The sequence below is a fragment of the Streptacidiphilus sp. MAP12-33 genome, assembly GCF_041261265.1.
Taxonomy (GTDB): domain Bacteria; phylum Actinomycetota; class Actinomycetes; order Streptomycetales; family Streptomycetaceae; genus Streptacidiphilus.
The window spans coordinates 68,753-85,280 of the sequence record NZ_JBGCCA010000018.1; the positions used below are offsets into that span (position 1 = coordinate 68,753).

The 16,528-nt window shown below is 73.2% G+C and carries 15 protein-coding genes and 1 tRNA gene; 10 read left to right on the top strand and 6 right to left on the bottom strand.

The window, feature by feature from the left end:
- Nucleotides 1-3: 3 nt before the first annotated feature.
- From nuoK to htpX, 5 genes are all read left to right on the top strand, one after another.
- Nucleotides 4-360 carry an NADH-quinone oxidoreductase subunit NuoK gene (nuoK, locus tag ABH931_RS19075; protein ID WP_370114792.1) on the top strand — a complete coding sequence of 119 codons (357 nt, stop codon included), beginning with the start codon at nt 4-6 and terminating at the stop codon, nt 358-360.
- Entirely contained in the window at nt 357-2,342 is a 1,986-nt protein-coding gene (locus tag ABH931_RS19080; RefSeq protein WP_370114794.1) for an NADH-quinone oxidoreductase subunit L, read from the top strand. Before nuoK ends, ABH931_RS19080 begins: the two co-directional genes overlap by 4 nt.
- Before the next feature lie 34 nt (nt 2,343-2,376).
- Nucleotides 2,377-3,927, top strand: a complete 1,551-nt coding sequence (locus ABH931_RS19085) for a NuoM family protein (RefSeq protein WP_370114795.1) — start codon at nt 2,377-2,379, stop codon at nt 3,925-3,927.
- A 3-nt stretch (nt 3,928-3,930) separates the two neighbouring features.
- Nucleotides 3,931-5,436 carry an NADH-quinone oxidoreductase subunit N gene (locus ABH931_RS19090; protein ID WP_370114797.1) on the top strand — a complete coding sequence of 502 codons (1,506 nt, stop codon included), beginning with the start codon at nt 3,931-3,933 and terminating at the stop codon, nt 5,434-5,436.
- Nucleotides 5,437-5,594: 158 nt separating this feature from the next.
- Nucleotides 5,595-6,467, top strand: a complete 873-nt coding sequence (gene htpX, locus ABH931_RS19095; protein ID WP_370114799.1) for a zinc metalloprotease HtpX — start codon at nt 5,595-5,597, stop codon at nt 6,465-6,467.
- A gap of 16 nt (nt 6,468-6,483) precedes the next feature.
- On the opposite strand, the gene ABH931_RS19100 is transcribed toward htpX, so the two are convergent.
- Nucleotides 6,484-7,836, bottom strand: a complete 1,353-nt coding sequence (locus tag ABH931_RS19100; RefSeq protein ID WP_370114801.1) for an NRAMP family divalent metal transporter — start codon at nt 7,834-7,836, stop codon at nt 6,484-6,486.
- A complete protein-coding gene (locus ABH931_RS19105; protein WP_370114803.1) occupies nt 7,833-9,257 on the bottom strand; it encodes a magnesium transporter MgtE N-terminal domain-containing protein in 1,425 nt (474 codons plus the stop codon). Before ABH931_RS19105 ends, ABH931_RS19100 begins: the two co-directional genes overlap by 4 nt.
- 431 nt (nt 9,258-9,688) lie before the next feature.
- Here ABH931_RS19105 and ABH931_RS19110 point away from each other — a divergent pair, with 431 nt between their 5' ends.
- On the top strand, nt 9,689-10,090 hold the full coding sequence (locus ABH931_RS19110; RefSeq protein ID WP_370114805.1) for a YccF domain-containing protein: 402 nt from the start codon (nt 9,689-9,691) through the stop codon (nt 10,088-10,090).
- Between the two features lie 39 nt (nt 10,091-10,129).
- Here the strand turns inward: ABH931_RS19110 and mug are convergent, their stop codons facing one another.
- Entirely contained in the window at nt 10,130-10,684 is a 555-nt protein-coding gene (mug, locus tag ABH931_RS19115; RefSeq protein WP_370114806.1) for a G/U mismatch-specific DNA glycosylase, read from the bottom strand.
- A gap of 34 nt (nt 10,685-10,718) precedes the next feature.
- Nucleotides 10,719-12,083, bottom strand: coding sequence for a helix-turn-helix domain-containing protein (locus ABH931_RS19120; RefSeq protein WP_370114808.1), 1,365 nt, complete (start codon nt 12,081-12,083; stop codon nt 10,719-10,721).
- A gap of 173 nt (nt 12,084-12,256) precedes the next feature.
- On the opposite strand from ABH931_RS19120, the gene ABH931_RS19125 reads away from it, so the two are divergent.
- Both ABH931_RS19125 and ABH931_RS19130 read left to right on the top strand, forming a co-directional pair.
- Nucleotides 12,257-13,006, top strand: coding sequence for a DUF4232 domain-containing protein (locus ABH931_RS19125; protein ID WP_370114810.1), 750 nt, complete (start codon nt 12,257-12,259; stop codon nt 13,004-13,006).
- 94 nt (nt 13,007-13,100) lie between these two features.
- On the top strand, nt 13,101-13,724 hold the full coding sequence (locus tag ABH931_RS19130; RefSeq protein WP_370114812.1) for a DUF4328 domain-containing protein: 624 nt from the start codon (nt 13,101-13,103) through the stop codon (nt 13,722-13,724).
- A gap of 91 nt (nt 13,725-13,815) precedes the next feature.
- Here ABH931_RS19130 and ABH931_RS19135 read toward each other — a convergent pair whose 3' ends face one another.
- Nucleotides 13,816-14,304, bottom strand: a complete 489-nt coding sequence (locus ABH931_RS19135; RefSeq protein WP_370114814.1) for a YajQ family cyclic di-GMP-binding protein — start codon at nt 14,302-14,304, stop codon at nt 13,816-13,818.
- A gap of 186 nt (nt 14,305-14,490) precedes the next feature.
- Between ABH931_RS19135 and ABH931_RS19140 the strand changes: the two genes are divergently transcribed.
- Nucleotides 14,491-14,571 (top strand) — tRNA-Tyr (locus ABH931_RS19140).
- 152 nt (nt 14,572-14,723) lie between these two features.
- Nucleotides 14,724-15,254: a GNAT family N-acetyltransferase gene (locus ABH931_RS19145; protein WP_370114816.1), complete on the top strand. Its 531-nt coding sequence runs from the start codon at nt 14,724-14,726 to the stop codon at nt 15,252-15,254.
- 8 nt (nt 15,255-15,262) lie between these two features.
- Here the strand turns inward: ABH931_RS19145 and ABH931_RS19150 are convergent, their stop codons facing one another.
- Nucleotides 15,263-16,528, bottom strand: coding sequence for a hydrolase (locus tag ABH931_RS19150; protein ID WP_370114818.1), 1,266 nt, complete (start codon nt 16,526-16,528; stop codon nt 15,263-15,265).

Below are 16,528 nucleotides of genomic sequence, written 5' to 3' on the forward strand. Positions count from 1 at the left end.
GGGATGCACCTGGTCTACCCGGCCGTCCTGGCGGCCCTGCTCTTCTGCGTCGGCCTCTACGGCGTCCTCGCGCGCCGCAACGCCGTGCTGATGCTGATGTCCGTCGAGCTGATGCTCAACGCCGTCAACCTCAACCTCGTCGCCTTCGACGTCTGGCTGCGCGACATCCTGCACGCGGGGCAGGCGCTGACGCTGTTCACCATCACCGTGGCCGCCGCGGAGATCGGGCTGGGCCTCGCCATCGTGCTGCTGATCTTCCGCAACCGCGGCACCGCCGACATCGACCGCGTCGGCCGCCTGGCCGACGGCGACGAGACGACCGGCGACATCGAGAAAGAGAGCGGGGCCACCGTCGGATGACACTCACCCTCGCGATCCTCGTCCCGCTGCTGCCGTTCCTCGGTGCGCTCGCCGGTCTCGCGGCCGGACGACGCGCTCCAGGGCTGGTCCGGCCGCTGGCCGTGCTGCCGACGCTGGCCGCGGCCGTGCTCGCGGTGCTCGTCATGGTCGGCCTCGGCCCCGGGCACCACCTGGACGCCGCGACGCAGCTGACCCCGACCGGCGGCCTGCCGATCACCCTCTCGTTCCACCTGGACGGCATCGCGGTGCTGCTGGCCGTGCTCGTCACGGTCGTGGCCACCTGTGTGCAGGTCTACTCGACGTCCTACCTGCGCGAGGACCCGCGCTACCCCTCCTACGCGGCGCTGGTCTCGCTGTTCACCGCGGCCATGCTGCTGGTCGTCTACTCCGGCGACCTGATCGTGCTGCTGGTCGGCTGGGAGGTCATGGGTGTCTGCTCGTACTTCCTGGTGGGCCACCACTGGGAGCGCCCGGACGCCAGGTCCGCGTCGATCAAGGCGTTCCTGGTCACCAAGCTCGGCGACGTCCCCTTCCTCTTCGGCATCTTCGTGCTGGCCTCCGACGCCGGGACGTTCCGCATCGACGGCGTCGTCGCGGCTGCCCAGACCGGGCAGCTGCCGCACGCGACGCTCGCCGCGATCCTGCTGCTGTGCGGCGTCGCCGGAAAGTCCGCGCAGTTCCCGCTGCACACCTGGCTCCCGGACGCGATGGCCGGTCCGACACCGGTCTCCGCGCTGATCCACGCGGCGACGATGGTCGCCGCCGGCGTGTACCTGGTGGCCCGGCTGGAGCCGGTCTTCCTGCGGTCCACCGCCGCGCTGGTGGTGCTCGGGATCATGGCCGTGATCACCATGATCGGCTCGGCCCTGTGCGCGCTGGCCCAGGACGACCTCAAGCGCGTGCTGGCCTACTCGACGGTGGGACAGCTCGGCTACATGGCCGGGGCGCTGGCCGTCGGCGACCGCGACGCGGCCCTGTTCCACCTGATCACCCACGGCGCGTTCAAGGCGCTGCTCTTCCTGTGCGCCGGCGTCGTCATCCACGCCGCGCACACCAACTCGCTCACGGCGATGTCCCGGATGGACGGCCTGCGCCGCCGGGTCCCGGACGCCTACGCGACGATGGGCCTGGGCCTGGCCGCGCTCGCGGGGCTCCCGCCCTTCTCCGGCTTCTTCAGCAAGGACGCGATCCTCACCGCCGCCGAGCACGCCGCGAACGGCGAGGCGCTGACCGGCGGCCTCGGCCCGGCCGGGAACGTGCCGTGCTGGCTCGGCTGGACCGTGCTGATCGGCGGCCTGCTCACGGCGCTGCTCACCGCCGCCTACGCCACCCGGCTGTGGCTGCTGGCCTTCTTCCCGGTGCGGCGTCCCGAGCAGGCGGCCGCGCCCGTCGCGCCGACCGCCGCCGCCGCGGCCGCGCTCGTCTCGGACGAGCCCGCCGGGCCCGTCGAGCCGCCCGCGATGCGCGCCCCGCTGTGGCTGCTGGCCGTGCCCACCCTCGCCCTGGGCCTCGTCGGTCTGTGGCCGAAGGCGCTGCCGGCCTGGCTGGACGGCGTCTCGCTCACCCCGTCCCCCGTCACCTGGCCGATCGCGACCGCCGTCGCGCTGCTCGGCGCCGGGCTGGCCTGGCTGGCCTGGCGCCGCGCCGCCGCCCGCGTCCTGGCCGAGGCGGAGACCGACGTCGGGGCCGCCGCCGATCCGGCGCCGCTGCTGCTCGGCCCGCTGCTGGCGCCCGCCCGTGTCGGGTTCGGCGTGGACGTGTTCTACGACCGCGTCTTCGTCCGTCCCTTCCTCGCCGCCGCCCGCCTGGTCTCCTTCCTGGACCGCGAGGTCGTGGAGACCTACGTCAAGGGCGCCGCCGGAACCCCCGGCCTGCTCGGCCGGGCCGTCCGCCGCGCCCAGAACGGCAACACCCAGGGCTACCTGAGCGCCCTCGCCGCGGGCGTCGTGCTGCTGGCCGTCATCGTGGCGGTGGCGCAGTGATCCGGACCTTCAGCTGCACGGAGGCGACCGCCCGATGACCGCCCTGCTCCTCGCCCTGCTCGCCTTGCCGCTGGCCGGCGCCGCCGCCACCCTGGTACCGGCGTTCGGCGGACGCCGCGCGCTCTGGCTCGGCGTCGCCGTCACCGGCGCGGACCTGGCGCTGGCTGTCGCCCTCGCCGCCGGATTCGACCTGCACCGACCCGCCAGGATGCAGGGCGTCACCGACGTCGCCTGGATCCCCGCGCTGAACGTCCGCTTCCACCTGGGCGTCGACGGCATCTCCCTGCCGCTGCTGGGGCTGACCGCGCTGCTGACCTTCCTGTGCGCGCTCTACTCGCTGAAGAAGCTGCCGAGCGGCGGCAGCGAGCGGGGTTGGACGGGGCTGCTGCTGCTCCTGGCCACCGGCATGCTGGCCACCTTCGCCGTGCTCGACCTGCTGCTCTTCTTCCTGGCGTTCGAGATCGTGCTGGTGCCCATGTACTTCCTGATCGCCCGTTGGGGCGGGGAGAACCGGGGCCCGGCCTCCTTCCGCTTCATCCTGTACACGCTGCTCGGCTCCGCCGTGATGCTGCTGGGCCTGCTGGTGCTCGGCCTCAAGGCCGGCACCTTCGACATGACCGCGCTGGCCGCCAACCACGGTCTCGGCCTCTCCCACGGCACGCAGGTGATCATCGTCCTCGCCGTCGGCCTCGGACTGGCCGTCAAGTCGCCGATGTGGCCGTTCCACAGCTGGCTGCCCGACGCCCACACCGCCGCGCCCACGGCCGGCTCGGTGCTGTTGGCCGGTGTGCTGCTCAAGATGGGCACCTACGGCTTCGTCCGGGTGCTGATCCCGAGCACGCCGATGGGGATGCACACCCTCGCCCCGTACCTGGGCGCGTTCGCCGTCGTCGGCATCCTCTACGGCTCGCTCGCCTGCCTCGCGCTGGTGCGGCCCGGCGCCAAGGGTGACCTGAAGCGCCTGATCGCCTACTCGTCCGTCGGGCACATGGGCTTCGTGCTGCTCGGCATCGCCACGCTGACCGCCACCGGGGTCAACGGCGCGCTCTTCGCCAACATCGGCCACGGCCTGATCACCGGCCTGCTCTTCTTCCTCGTCGGCGCGGTCAAGGACCGCTACGGCACCGCGGACCTCGACGCGCTGGCCGGGGCGGGCGCCGACAGCGGCGCCGCGCTGTACGGGCGGCTGCCGCGCCTCGGCGGCCTGCTGGCCTTCGCCGCCGTGGCCAGCCTCGGACTGCCCGGCCTGGCCGGGTTCTGGGGCGAACTGCTGGCGATGCTCGGCTCCTTCCAGCCGGCCGCCGGGCTCTCCCGGCCCACGTTCCTCACCCTGATGGCACTGGCCGGACTCGGCACCCTGCTGACCGCCGCCTACCTCCTCTCCGTCGTGCGCCGCGTCTGCATGGGCGACCCGTCGGCGGAGAGCCCCGCCACCGCCAAGGCCCCGGCCCTGGCCGACGTCCGTGGCTACGAGGCCGCCGCCTGGACCCCGCTGGTCGTCCTGACCGTCGTCGCCGGGCTCTGGCCCGCGCTGCTGCTCGGGCTGACCACCCCCGCCGTCAAGGCCCTGCTCGGAGGCAGCTGAGCCATGCTGACCGTCGCCGCTCCCTCCCTGATCCAGTCCGTCGACTGGGTCGCGATCGCGCCGCCGCTGGTGCCCGCGGCACTGGCGCTCGTCGTCCTCGTCGCCGACCTGTTCCTGCCGCCGGGGCGCAAGGCGCTGCTCGGCTGGCTCTCGGTCGCCGGGCTGGTCGCCTCGCTCGCCCTGCTGCTGCCGCTGACCGGCGGCCGCCCCCGGACGACCTTCTGCCTCCCGGGCAGCGCCGCCGTGCCGACGTCCTGCTCCTACGTGGCCGACCACTTCGCGCTGGGCTTCCAGCTGCTGGTGCTCGGCGGCGCGCTGATCGTCGCGCTGCTCTCGCTCGTCTCGGTGGAGGAAGACCGTCTCCCGGCCGGCGAGTACTGGTTCCTGCTGCTCGCCTCGACCTGTGGCGCGGCTCTGCTGCCCGCCTGCCGGGACCTCGCCTCGCTCGTGGTCGCGCTCGAAGTCGCCTCGCTGCCCGCGTTCGCGCTCGTCGCCCTGCGCCGCGACGGCCGCGGCGGTGAGGCCGCGCTCAAGTTCTTCCTGTCCTCGGTGACCGCCACCGCCGTCACCCTGCTGGGCGTCAGCTTCGTCTACGCCGCCACCGGCAGCCTCTACCTCGACCGGATCGCCGCGGCCCTGCCGGGCGTCCCCGACCAGCTGCGGCCGCTGACCGCCGTGGGGACCGTGCTCACCCTGGTCGGCTTCGCCTTCAAGACGGCGGCCGTGCCGTTCCACTTCTGGGTGCCCGACACCTACGCGGGCGCCCCCGTGCCCGTCGCCGGATACCTCTCCGTGGTCGGAAAGGCTGCCGGACTCTCCGGCCTTTCCGCAATCGCCGTGCTCGGATTTCACTCCTACGGGCGAGACTGGGGCCTGGCCCTGGCCGTGCTCGCGGCGCTCACCATGACCGTCGGCAACGTCGGCGCGCTGCGGCAGCGCGGGGACGCCCCGCACAGCGCGGTGCGGCTGCTGGCCTGGTCCTCGGTCGCCCAAGCCGGGTACCTGCTGGCCCCCGTCGCCGCCGCCGGCTACGGCGCCAAGGCGTCCGCCGTCGGCGCGACGGTCGCCTTCGCCCTGATCTACGGCGCGGTCAACCTCGGCGCGTTCGCGGTGGTGACCTCGGCCGGCAGCCGCCTGGACGACTACCGCGGCCTCTTCTCCCGCCGTCCCGCCGCGGCGCTGGCCATGGCCTTCTTCCTGCTCAACCTCGCCGGCCTGCCGCCGGGTGTGGTGGGCCTGTTCGGCAAGGTCGTGGTCTTCCGCGCGGTCGTCGACGCCGGGATGGGCTGGCTGGCCGTGATCATGGCCGTCAACGTCGTCGTCGCCCTGTACTACTACCTGGTGTGGACGGCCAAGCTGTTCCAGCCCGCGCCGGACGCGGTCGCGACGCGGCGCGCCGTCCCAGCGGCGCTGGTGGCCGCGGTGGCGCTGGCCGCGGCGCTGGGCGTGGTGCTGTCGCTGGACCCGCAGCTGGTGCTGCAACTGGCCTCGGGCTCACTGTTCGGCTAGGAGTGCCTCGTCGGGGCGGGGCGGGGCGGGGCGTCGCGACCTCGACTTGCGCGGGAGGCCCCCACGGGTGAGAAGGGAACTAGCGAATCCGTCTCACCCGTTGAAAATCACGAACGGGCTGTGAAAGACACCCCCCACGCACGTCTCGGAGGGCTTCCGTGCACCGCCAGCACAACGGTCTGAAGACGGCCGTACTCCTCGGCGCGATGTCCGCGCTGATCATCGTGATCGGCAGCTTCTGGGGCCGGACCGGCCTGGTCGTCGGGTTGCTCGTCGCGCTGGCGACGAACGGCTTCGCCTACTGGAACAGTGACAAACTGGCGTTGCGTTCGATGCGGGCCCGGCCCGTCAGCGAGATCGAGGCGCCGGTGATGCACCGGATCGTGCGCGAGCTCTCCACCTCCGCGCGGCAGCCCATGCCGCGGCTCTACATCTCGCCCACCGACGCGCCCAACGCGTTCGCGACCGGCCGCAACCCGCGCAACGCCGCGGTCTGCTGCACCCAGGGCATCCTCAACATCCTCGACGAGCGGGAGCTGCGCGGGGTCCTCGGGCACGAGCTGTCCCACGTCTACAACCGGGACATCCTCATCTCCTCGGTGGCCGGGGCGCTCGCCTCGGTGGTGATGTTCCTGGTCAACTTCGCCTGGCTGATCCCGATCGGCCGCAGCGACGACGACGAGGGGCCCGGTCTGATCGGGCTGCTGCTGATCATGATCCTCGGGCCGCTGGCGGCGAGCATCATCCAGCTGGCCGTCAGCCGGTCCCGCGAGTACCAGGCCGACGCCTCCGGCGCCCAGCTGACGGGCGACCCGCTGGCACTGGCGAGCGCCCTGCGCAAGCTGGAACGCGGCACGCAGATGCTGCCGCTGCCCGCCCGGCCGGAGCTGGAGACGGCCAGCCACATGATGATCGCGAACCCGTTCCGGGCCGGTTCCGGCGGCGGTCCGGCCACCAGGCTCTTCTCCACCCACCCGCCGATGCCCGAGCGGATCGCCCGGCTGGAGCAGATGGCCGGCCACCGCCGCTGAGCCCCAGCGGCGTCGGCTAGCCGATGCCGAACCAGCCCAGCACCGTCTCCACCAGCAGGATCGTGGACATCAGCGCGACGCCGACCACCACGACCGTCGCCACGATCCGGTAGCGCGGGCTGTTGGCGTGCGCGCCGAGCAGGCTGCGGCGGTTGGTCAGGATCAGCAGGTAGACCAGCACCACCGGGGTGATCAGGCCCTGCAGCACCTGGGTGCCGATCAGCAGCTGGATCACGTCGATCGGCGTCATCGCGACGATGGCGCCCAGCAGGATCTGCGCGGTGAACAGGCTCAGGAAGAACGGCGCGTCGCGGAACGAACGGGAGACCGAGCGCTCCACGCCGGCCGCCTCGCCGATCGCGTAGCTCGCCGAGAGCGGCACCACCGCCCCCGCCAGGGCGGAGGCGCCGATCAGACCGAAGGCGAAGAGCAGCTCGGCGTTGGCCCCGGCGACGGGCTGCAGCGCCTTGGCGGCGTCCGCGGCCGAGTTCAGCGGCCCGGTGCCGCCGATCGTCGCGGCGGTGGCGATGATGATCGTCAGGCTGATGGTGCAGGCGAAGACCGCGCCGATGACCGCGTCGGCGCGGATCAGCGGGTAGTCGATGGTCCGGGTGCCGCGGTCGACGACCCCGGCGGCGGCGTAGAACTGCATGTAGGGGCTGACCGTGGTGCCGATCAGGGCCACCGCCAGCAGGATGAAGTCCTTGTCGCCGGACAGGTGCGGGACCACCAGGTTCTTGCCGACATCGCCCCAGTGCGGCTTGCCCATGATCATCGCGATCGGGTAGGCGAAGAAGACCAGCGACATCACCAGGAAGATCCGCTCCGCGTAGCGGTAGGAGCCGAACAGCACCAGCCCCCACAGCAGCAGCGCGGCGGGCGGGATGATCGCCCACTTCGGCACGCCCAGCAGTTCGAAGCCCGCGCCGATCCCCGCGAACTCGGAGACCACCAGGCCGGTGTTGGCCAGCAGCAGGCAGCCCAGCGCGAGACCGGTGGCGCGCAGCGAGAACTGCTCGCGGATCAGGGCGCCCAGGCCCTTGCCGGTGAAGGCGCCCAGCCGGACCGCCATCTCCTGCACCAGCACCAGGGCGAAGGTGACCAGCACCATGAAGAAGAGCGTCCCGTAGACGAACTGCGAACCGGCGCTCGCGTAGGTGGCGATCCCGGCCGCGTCGTTGCCCGCGTTGGCCGCGACCAGGCCGGGGCCGGCCACCCCGACCAGGGCGACCAGCCGGGCCCAGCGGTTCCACCGGGTGATCCGGCCCAGCACGGGCACCCGCGCCAGCCGGCTGGTGGGCGCCGCACCCGGCTCGGCTGCCGCGGCTGCAACGGTCCCGGCCGTGGCGCTGTCGGTCTCGACGGTCACTGCAGGAACCTCCGGAAGTGCAGGCGGCCCCGAGCGGGCAGCAGGTAGTCCAGGACGTCGTCGGCCAGGATGCGGCCCACGGGGCGCCGCTCCTCGTCCACGACCAGCAGCGAGGAGGCGCGGGAGGAGACCAGCCGCTCCGCCACCTCGCCCAGCCGCGCCGTGGCGGCCACGGCCTCGTCGCGGGTGAACTGGCTCAGCCAGTCCGCGACCTCGCCCATGGTGGTGCGGTCCTCGGCGACCGCCAGGTCGAACAGCGGGATGTCCGCCAGCAGCAGGCCGTCCTCGGTCACCAGCGCCACCGCGTCGATCTCGGTCCGGTGCTCCGCGGAGGTCGCCAGCTCCGCGCGGACCTCGCCGACGGTCTGCTCCCGGCGCGCGGTCACCAGCGTGGTCGTCATCGAGCCACCCGCGGTGTCCTCGGGGTAGGCGAGCAGCTCGCGCAGCTGCGCCGCCTCGTCGTCGCCGATGTGGGTCAGCAGCTGCTCGCGCTCGTCGTACTGGAGGTCGCGCAGGGCCTCGGCGGCCTCGTCCGGCTCCATCTCCTCGATGATCCGGGCGGCGCTCTCCGGCGGGGCCTCGCGCAGCAGGTTCTCCAGCTCGGCGGGCTCCATCTCCTCCAGCGCGTCCGCGGCGTGGGCCGGGTCGAGCATGGCCAGCAGTTGCTGGCGCTCGGCGCGGCCGAGGTCCTCCAGCAGGTCGGCCAGCTCCGCGGGACGCAGCCGGTGCAGCGCGGAGCGGGAGGCGTTCAGCTTCACCTCGGCCGGGCCGTCGGTGGCGTTCTCCGCGAAGGGGGCGACGGTCTGCCAGTCGACCACTCGATCGGGTGTCGCTCGCGTCTGCCAGCGCTTCGGGCCGAGCCGGCGCAGTAGGGTGGGCAAGCTGACGTCGACACCGACGAGCAGCACCCGGCCGCCCACGGGAGCCAGGTAGAGGTCGGCGGCACGGTTCACCTGCACCCCGTCCACGTCGACGAGTTGATGGTCCAGCACATCCCGCCCGAGCAGCACCTCGCCGGGGCGGCGGACGAATTCACTGAGATCCATCCGGGCGCTCTTGAGCTGCACCCGGTCGGCGTGGATCTGGCCGATCGCGGTGGCGGCCAGGAACGAGCGGCGGCGTCCCACGCGGACGACCAGACCGGTGACGGGCGGGTAGGGCTCGTTGCCGTACAGCCGCGCGACGACGTCGACGACGCGGCCGACCTCGTCGCCCACGGGGTTGAGCACCGGGCGGCCGGTCAGGCCGGCGAGCGAGACGAGCACGTCCCGCACCGACTTCGACGCGGTCGCCTGCCGGACGAGCTGGACGCGGCGGCCACGCAGCTTGGCGGTGGTGCTCATCAGCAGCGCCGACGTACCGGCGCCGGACGTGCGCGGGCCGGGCGCGTGCGTGGACGAGCGTGAGATGGTGGAAGCCATGGCGAGACACCCCCAGTAATCCGCGCGAGCGCGGAGCAGGGCAGCACGCAGCCGGACGGCCTCGGGCACAGGGGCGGGCGCGGTTCGTGGGGAGCACGCCTACCGGTGGAGGGCGGTCGACCTCGTGCGGCGGGAGAAGGCGGAGGACGGATCGGTCGCGGGGCGGGGCCGACTATGGCCCGGACTACTGTCCATGGTTCGCCTCCTTCCGGTCGGTACTCAGCCATCCAGGGTGCCGTTGACACAATGACAGGTCGACAGGGTGACAACCGGCCGGATTCTACCCAGGTGGAGCACGGGCACGCCATCAGTCCAGCTCCGGGCCCCATGGCGGGCCCCATGGCGGGCCGAGTGGCGGTCCGCCCGGAGGGGAACCAGACTGGCTCGGAGGGGCGTGTACCCGGGTGGACGCGTCGACACCGAGGAGAGACGTGAAGCTGATCAACTTCGTCCTCAACGTCATCTGGCTGTTCTTCGCCGGGCTGTGGATGTCCATCCTCTACGTGCTCGCGGGGATCGTCTGCACGATCCTGATCATCACCATCCCGTGGGGCATCGCCTCGTTCCGGATCGCCCTCTACGTGCTGTGGCCCTTTGGCCGCACCACCCGGGTGCGGTCCGACGCGGGCGCGCCCTCGTGTGTCGGCAACGTGGTGTGGCTGGTCTTCGCCGGGTGGTGGCTCGCGCTCGGCCACCTGGCCACGAGCATCGCCCTGGCCTGCACCATCATCGGCATCCCGTTCGCCTGGGCGAACCTCAAGATGATCCCGGTCTCGCTGATGCCGCTCGGCCGGGAGATCGTCTCGACGGACGACCGCTTCGCCGGCTGGTGAGGCGCAGCCGTCCCGTCCTGCCGGCCCGCGACGGGCGGGTCACTCCGAGACGGACTCGCGCAGGCGGCGGAACTCCGCCGCGATGCCGTCCAGGGTGTAGTGGGCGTTGAGGCCGCTCGGGTTCGGCAGCACCCAGACCCGGGTGCCCGCGGTGTCGCCGCCGAGGCCGAGCTCCTGCGGACCGACCACGGCCTTGGGGCGACCGAACGCGGCCCGGTACGCGCCGATGCCCAGGATCGCCAGCACGCGGGGGCGCCACCGCTCCACCCGCTGGACCAGGGCCTCGCCGCCCAAGCGGTACTCCTCGGCGGTCAGCTCGTCCGCCTTCGCGGTCGTGCGCGCCACGACGTTGGTGACGCCCAGCCCGAGCCCGAGCAGCTCGCCCTGCTCGTCCGGACCCAGCTGACGCGGCGTGAAACCGGAGCGGTGCAGCGCGGGCCAGAAGCGGTTGCCCGGCCGGGCGAAGTGGTGCCCCGTCGCGCCCGACCAGAGCCCGGGGTTGATGCCGCAGAACAGCACCCGCAGATCCGGGCCGATCACGTCGGCGATCGTCGAGTCCTGCGCGGCGGCGAGCTGCTGGGCGGTGGGCTTCACGGGCACAGTCTGCACTGCCGGAGCGGTCCGGCCCTCACGGGTCCGCCTGGGCCGGGACCCAGCCGTTGCCGTTGTCGACGTACGCCGGGTCGCCCTTGAGCCCGACGGTGCGGAACGGCCGCCCGTCGTCGTCCTTCACGACGAACCGGCCCCCGCCGTCGGGGCTGCTCCAGGTCAGCACCAGGTACCAGCTGACGTCCTGCCCCGCCGTGCTCGCGTCCACGTCGATGACCTGCGGGTCGGTGGCGGAGACCTGGAACGGGAAGTTCAGCAGCTGGGAGGTCACCCCGTTCCCCACGGTCCCGGGGACGGGCGTGGCGAACGGCACCGTCTGGTCCAGGTTCACCGCGAACGACGCCGGGTCGAGGCCGCCGCCGCAGCCGGAACCGGGCGTGTAGACGGTTCCCTTCGGCGCGGGCGCGCGGCTGACCACGTGGACGGAGACGCTGTTCAGCACCACCGACCGGCTGGACAGCCCCTGCGCGGTCAGTTGCAGTCGCAGGTGCCCAGCCGGTATCCCGCCCAGCGCCGAGGCCCACGCGCCGGTCTGCTCCAGTGAGGGCGGCGGCGGCACCTTGGCGGGCTGCTGGTTGATCAGGAACCACTGTCCGCACTGCTGGTCCCAGTTGTCCGCCAGGACGCTCACCCGGAACGGCGGCCGCCCACCGGACGTCGACGCCACCGCGGAGGCGCTTCCGGCCGTACCCGAGGGGCTGGGGGAGGTGCTGGTGCTCGGGGACGCGGAGGCGGATGCGGACGCGGAGAGGGAGCCGAGCGGGCTCGCCGACGTACTGCGGCCGACCCCGGCGACCGAGTGCCCGGGAGCGGGGGAGGAGTCGCCCAGGTTCTGCGTCCTGGCTCCGCCGTGCAGCAGCGTCGGGAGAGCGGCGGCAGCGGCCACCGCGGCGACGGCCGCGGCTGCGCCGAGGACCAGCACACCCCGCCTCCGCCCGGGCCGCCACGGCGTGTCCTGCGCGTCGGACGCATCGGACGCATCGGACGCGGGCGGCAGCTCGGCAGGCGGCTGGGCCGGGGGCGTCGCAGCCGCCACCGGCTCGGATGCCTGCTCCGCCGCCTGCTCCCGTTCCGGCTCCTGCCGCGTTTCCTGCCGCGTTTCCTGCCCGGCTTCCCGCTCCGGCGCGCGCTCCGGTTCGCGGCGGCTGGCGTCCGCCAGGAGCCAGCGGCGGTGCAGCGTCACCAGCTCGTCCGGCGTCGCGCCGCACACCCGGGCCAGACGTTCGACGGGCGCGTAGTCGGTGGGGACCGCCGCGCCGTTGCAGTAGCGGTGGAGTGTGGAGGTGCTCACGTGCAGCCGGGCGGCGAGCTGGCCGTAGCTGCGCCCCGACCGTTCCTTCAGCTCTCGCAGCAGCGCCGCGAAGTCCTCGATGTGTGTGGCCATTCCGCCCTCCCCCTCGTCCCGGACCGGCGTTCCAGGCAGAGACATCATCGCAGCTCAGGGACGTGGAATCGTTCCAGCGTCCCCAACTGTCGCGAGACTGTGGCATCCGGGACGGGACCCGGACCACGGTGGTGACGTTCGACCACCACGCCACACAGCGAAGGCCAGTCACCATGACCGTGAAGTCCCTCAAGTCCGCCCTCTCGTCCGCCGCCGTCCTCGCCCTCGGCGCGCTCGCCCTGACCGCCTGCCAGCCGGGTACGAACGGGGCGGCCGCCGGCACCTCGCCCTCCACCGCGGCCTCGGCGCCCGCCTCGGCACCGGCCTCGGGCGGGTCCGGCGTGACGCCCGTCTCGGCGCCCAGCTCGCCCTCGGCGAACCACGGCGGTGGCGGCACCGGTGGCACCACCGGCGGCTCCGGCGGTTCCGGCGGCGGCGACGCCACCAGCGACAGCTACGCCTACAAGCACCCCTGCTCGCCGCAGCAGCTGTCCATCCACGTCACCACCCGCGCCGGGGCGCCGTCCCAGCGCGTGATCGCGGTCCGCAACAGCGGGGCGCGCTCCTGCGGCCTCAGCTACTACCCGCTGGTCTCCCTGGACAAGTCCCAGGCCCCCGACGGCGCCACGGCGGTCAAGCCGCTCGTCCCGGGCGGCCTCGGCGGCCCGCCGGCCTTCCCGGTCTACGCGGGCCGGACCGCCTACGCGGTGATCGACCTCGACCCGAGCGGCGCGACCTCCGGCACGGTGGCCGGCATCAACGAGCTGAACGTCCTGGCCGACGGGGACCACATGCCGAACGCCGACACGCTCAACTTCCCGCTCGGTTCCGGCGCTCTCGTGCTGAAGCCGAAGCTGGGCCTGTATGAGTCCAGCGTGGCCGACGCGGTCAGCTCGATGCAGTCCGCGAACACCCAGCTCTGACGGCTCGCCGGGCAGGCTACGATCCTCGCCGACCTGCGGAGAGTCCGGTCAGGTGGGGCCCGCGAGGGCCGGGGACGAACCGGGTGGCGGCGTCGTGAACGGTCTCGGTCGATGGATGTGCGGCACGCTGGTGGCGTTCGCCTCGGCGACGCTCCTCGCGGGAGTGGCGGGCTGGCACCTGTACGAGGTGCTGACGGCCCCTCCCGACCCCTCGGACCTCGGGGCGGCCCTGAGCCGCGCCGACATGTGGTTCGGGAACCTGACCGGCTGGTGGCGGGCGGCGCTCGTGGCGTCCCTGGTCCTGTTCGCGTTCTGGCTCGACGACATGCGCGGGTACGCGGAGGGCCTCTGGCCCGAGGGGCAGCGCCGCCACCGTGCCTGGGCGTTCTTCGGCTTGGTCGTGCCGCTCGCGCAGCTGTTCGTGCCCAAGATGTTCATGAACGACCTGTGGGCCGCCGCCGAGCCGGCCGACCCCGCCCGGCCACGTCGGCGAGGCCACCCGCTGCTCACGCTCTGGTGGCTCTCGCTCCTCGCCGCCGGTCAGTGGGCCGACGGATTCTCCGCGCTCAAGAACGCCACGACGAGGACCGCGCCGGCCGCGCTGCGGCACCTGCTGCTGAGCGAGGCGCTCTACCTCGCCGCCGCCGGGCTGACCATCACCGTCGTCCTGCGCCTGGGGGGCCGGATCCGGCACGCGTGGAGCGCCGACCCGGTGTGACGCGGCCACCGACGCCCGAGGGCGGCGGGGGAATCCGGTCATCCCCCGCCGCCCTCGGGCGTCGCGTCGCGTGCTTTCGCGTGTGCGGCGGCTAGCGGTAGTTCACGTACTGGATCGCGAAGTCCAGGTCCTTGCCCTTGAGCAGCGCCTGGACGGCCTGCAGGTCGTCCCGGCTCTTCGAGGTGACGCGCAGCTCCTCGCCCTGGACCTGGGCCTTGACGCCCTTGGGGCCCTCATCGCGGATGATCTTGGCGATCTTCTTCGCGTTCTCCTGGGTGATGCCCTCCTGGATGGTCGCGAAGATCTTGTACTCCTTGCCGGACAGCTGCGGCTCACCCGCGTCCAGCGACTTGAGCGAGATCCCGCGCTTCACCAGCTTGGTCTCGAACACGTCGAGGATGGCCTTGACCCGCTCCTCGCCGTTCGCCTTCATCTCGATCTTCTCGCCGGACCACTCGATGCTGGCCCCCACGTTCTTGAAGTCGAAGCGGGTGGCGATCTCGCGGCCGGTCTGGTTGAGCGCGTTGTCGACCTCCTGCCGCTCGACCTTCGAAACGATGTCGAAACTGGAGTCGGCCATGATGCTTGAGTCTCCTTGATTGCTACGGGATCCGTGCGCCGGCCCGGGCACGGCGGTCGATCCAGCCTAGCCACCCGCCCGGGCGACCGCCCGCCCCCCACACTGATCAACCGAGTGGCGAAGCACCCCCCACCATCAGGTATGGTTTACGTCGTCGGAGCGGGAGACCGCAAAGACACCATCCCTGGCGGGTTGCCCGAGCGGCCAAAGGGAGCAGACTGTAAATCTGTCGCGCAAGCTACACAGGTTCGAACCCTGTACCCGCCACGTGGAAGACGGAAGGCCCCGGACCAGCACAACGGTCCGGGGCCTTCCGCATGTCCGGGGTCCGGTGGCGACGCGGGGGTCGTGCGGGTCGGGGGTGAGTGGTAGAAAGCAGGACCGCACGGTCGGGGCGGTGCGGCGAGCGAGGGGGCTCCATGGGCGGTGGCGTGGTGGTGGTCGGGCCGGCCGCGGCCGGGGAGGTGGAGGCGGCGATCGCCGTCTGGCAGCACTCGCACATGATCCGGCGGAACGGGCGGCCGCTGTCGCGGGCGCACGTGAGGTCCGCGTACGCGCGGATGGCCGCGCCCGGGGCGATGCTGCTGCTCGCGCGGGAGGAGGGGCGCGGCGAGGACGGCGGGGCCGGGATCGTCGGAACGGTTCTCGGGGTGCAGGGGCTCACGGACGACGGAGCCGGGCCGCCGCAGCCCGGGTTGCTGCACCTCAGCCTGCTGAGCGTCGCGCCGGACCGGTGGGGCCAGCGGGTGGGGCGGCGACTGATCGAGCGGGTCGTCGCCGAGGGCCGCGAACGCGGTTACACCGAGGCGCAGTTGTGGACGCACGCCGACAACCTGCGCGCCAACCGGCTCTACCGCGCGCTCGGCTTCCGCCGTACGGGTCGGGTGAAGATCGACGACTGGGGCGAGCTGCTCGTGCACTACCGCTGCGTGATCCCGCAGGAGTCCTAGCCGGTCGTCTACGCCGGGCCGAGAGGTCTGACCTGGCGTGGGACGGCCGCTGTCGTGGTGTCCGCGTACTCGCGGACCGCGCTGGTGCGGGAGACGACGCGGCCGGCATGGAGGACGACGCGGCTGTGGCCGCCGCTCAGGGCGGCGGTGAGGGTGTCGCCGCGCAGGGCCAGCAGGTCGGCGGGGCGGCCGGGTTCGACCGCGGAGTCCGGCAGGCCGAGGACCGCGCGGGCGCCGCGCCCGATCGCGTCGTAGGCGGCGTGCGCGGACAGACCCGTCGACGCGGCGAGCAGGAACGCGGCCTCGATCGGGTCGGCACGGCCGACCGGGCGCGTGGCGTCCCGCAGCGCGCCGCTGCCCGCGGCGAAGGGCAGGCCGGACTCGGCGAGCCGCCGCGCCGAGTCCGCGTCGAACCCGCCCGGAGCGGCGCAGCAGCCGCCCTGTGGCAGGACGACGACACCGAAGCCCGCGCCGGGGCGCGCGCCCAGGAGCGTGTCGAGCAGCGTGCCGGTGCCGGTCCCGGCGGTCCCGGCGGTCCCGGCAAGGGTCAGCACCGAGCGCGGTGGCAGGCCGGTCGGTGGTGTCGATGGGAGCGCGGCCGCGTCCACGTGCAGGTCGAGCGGGAGACCGCAGCTTCCGGAGAGGTCCAGCAGCGCTGCGAGGCATTCCTCCGGCGACGGAGGCACGGATGGGGACGGGGACGGGACGAGGTGGCCGCCGAGGGCGTGGGCGCCCGCGCGGGCGGCCTCGCGCAGGAGCGCGCGCTCCTCGCGCCCCCGAAGGTCCGTCAACCGGTCCGGCATGGCGGTGACCTGAAGCTGCATCAGTCCCCGCAGGTCGCGGGCCGCCTGGAGGGCCGCCTCCAGCCGGGTGAGGCCCGTCGCCGGTGAGACCAGGACGTGGGTGCGGACGACGGTCGAGCCGTAGCCGAGGTGGGTCAGGGCCGCCTCGGTGATCCGCCGCCGCAGGTCCTCCTCGTCGGGCGTTCCTGGGGCGTCCGGGCCGCCCGGAGCGGTCGGGGCGCTGGTCCCGCTCCGGGCCGTCAGGGCCTCGTCGAGGTGGGCGTGGGGTTCGGCGGGGGCCGGGAGCAGCAGGTAGCCGGTGAGGTCGAGCCGCTCCGCGGCGCGCAGCGAGCCTGCCGTCCCGACGGCCTCGATCCGGTCCCCGCTGAGGCGGACGTCCACCGTGCGGCCGTTGGCGAGGCTCGCGCCGGTCAGCAGCAGGGCGCCCGGGCCGGCTGCCCCGGGTTCCGGTTCAGGCCCCAGCTGTCCCAT

What these genes read in the sequence shown, in the direction of transcription:
- nuoK (WP_370114792.1), top strand. Translation starts at nt 4, where the DNA reads ATGCACCTGGTCTACCCGGCCGTCCTGGCGGCCCTGCTCTTCTGCGTC.
- ABH931_RS19080 (WP_370114794.1), top strand. Translation starts at nt 357, where the DNA reads ATGACACTCACCCTCGCGATCCTCGTCCCGCTGCTGCCGTTCCTCGGT.
- ABH931_RS19085 (WP_370114795.1), top strand. Translation starts at nt 2,377, where the DNA reads ATGACCGCCCTGCTCCTCGCCCTGCTCGCCTTGCCGCTGGCCGGCGCC.
- ABH931_RS19090 (WP_370114797.1), top strand. Translation starts at nt 3,931, where the DNA reads ATGCTGACCGTCGCCGCTCCCTCCCTGATCCAGTCCGTCGACTGGGTC.
- ABH931_RS19105 (WP_370114803.1), bottom strand. Translation starts at nt 9,257, where the DNA reads ATGGCTTCCACCATCTCACGCTCGTCCACGCACGCGCCCGGCCCGCGC.
- ABH931_RS19120 (WP_370114808.1), bottom strand. Translation starts at nt 12,083, where the DNA reads ATGGCCACACACATCGAGGACTTCGCGGCGCTGCTGCGAGAGCTGAAG.
- ABH931_RS19125 (WP_370114810.1), top strand. Translation starts at nt 12,257, where the DNA reads ATGACCGTGAAGTCCCTCAAGTCCGCCCTCTCGTCCGCCGCCGTCCTC.
- ABH931_RS19135 (WP_370114814.1), bottom strand. Translation starts at nt 14,304, where the DNA reads ATGGCCGACTCCAGTTTCGACATCGTTTCGAAGGTCGAGCGGCAGGAG.
- ABH931_RS19145 (WP_370114816.1), top strand. Translation starts at nt 14,724, where the DNA reads ATGGGCGGTGGCGTGGTGGTGGTCGGGCCGGCCGCGGCCGGGGAGGTG.
- ABH931_RS19150 (WP_370114818.1), bottom strand. Translation starts at nt 16,528, where the DNA reads ATGGGACAGCTGGGGCCTGAACCGGAACCCGGGGCAGCCGGCCCGGGC.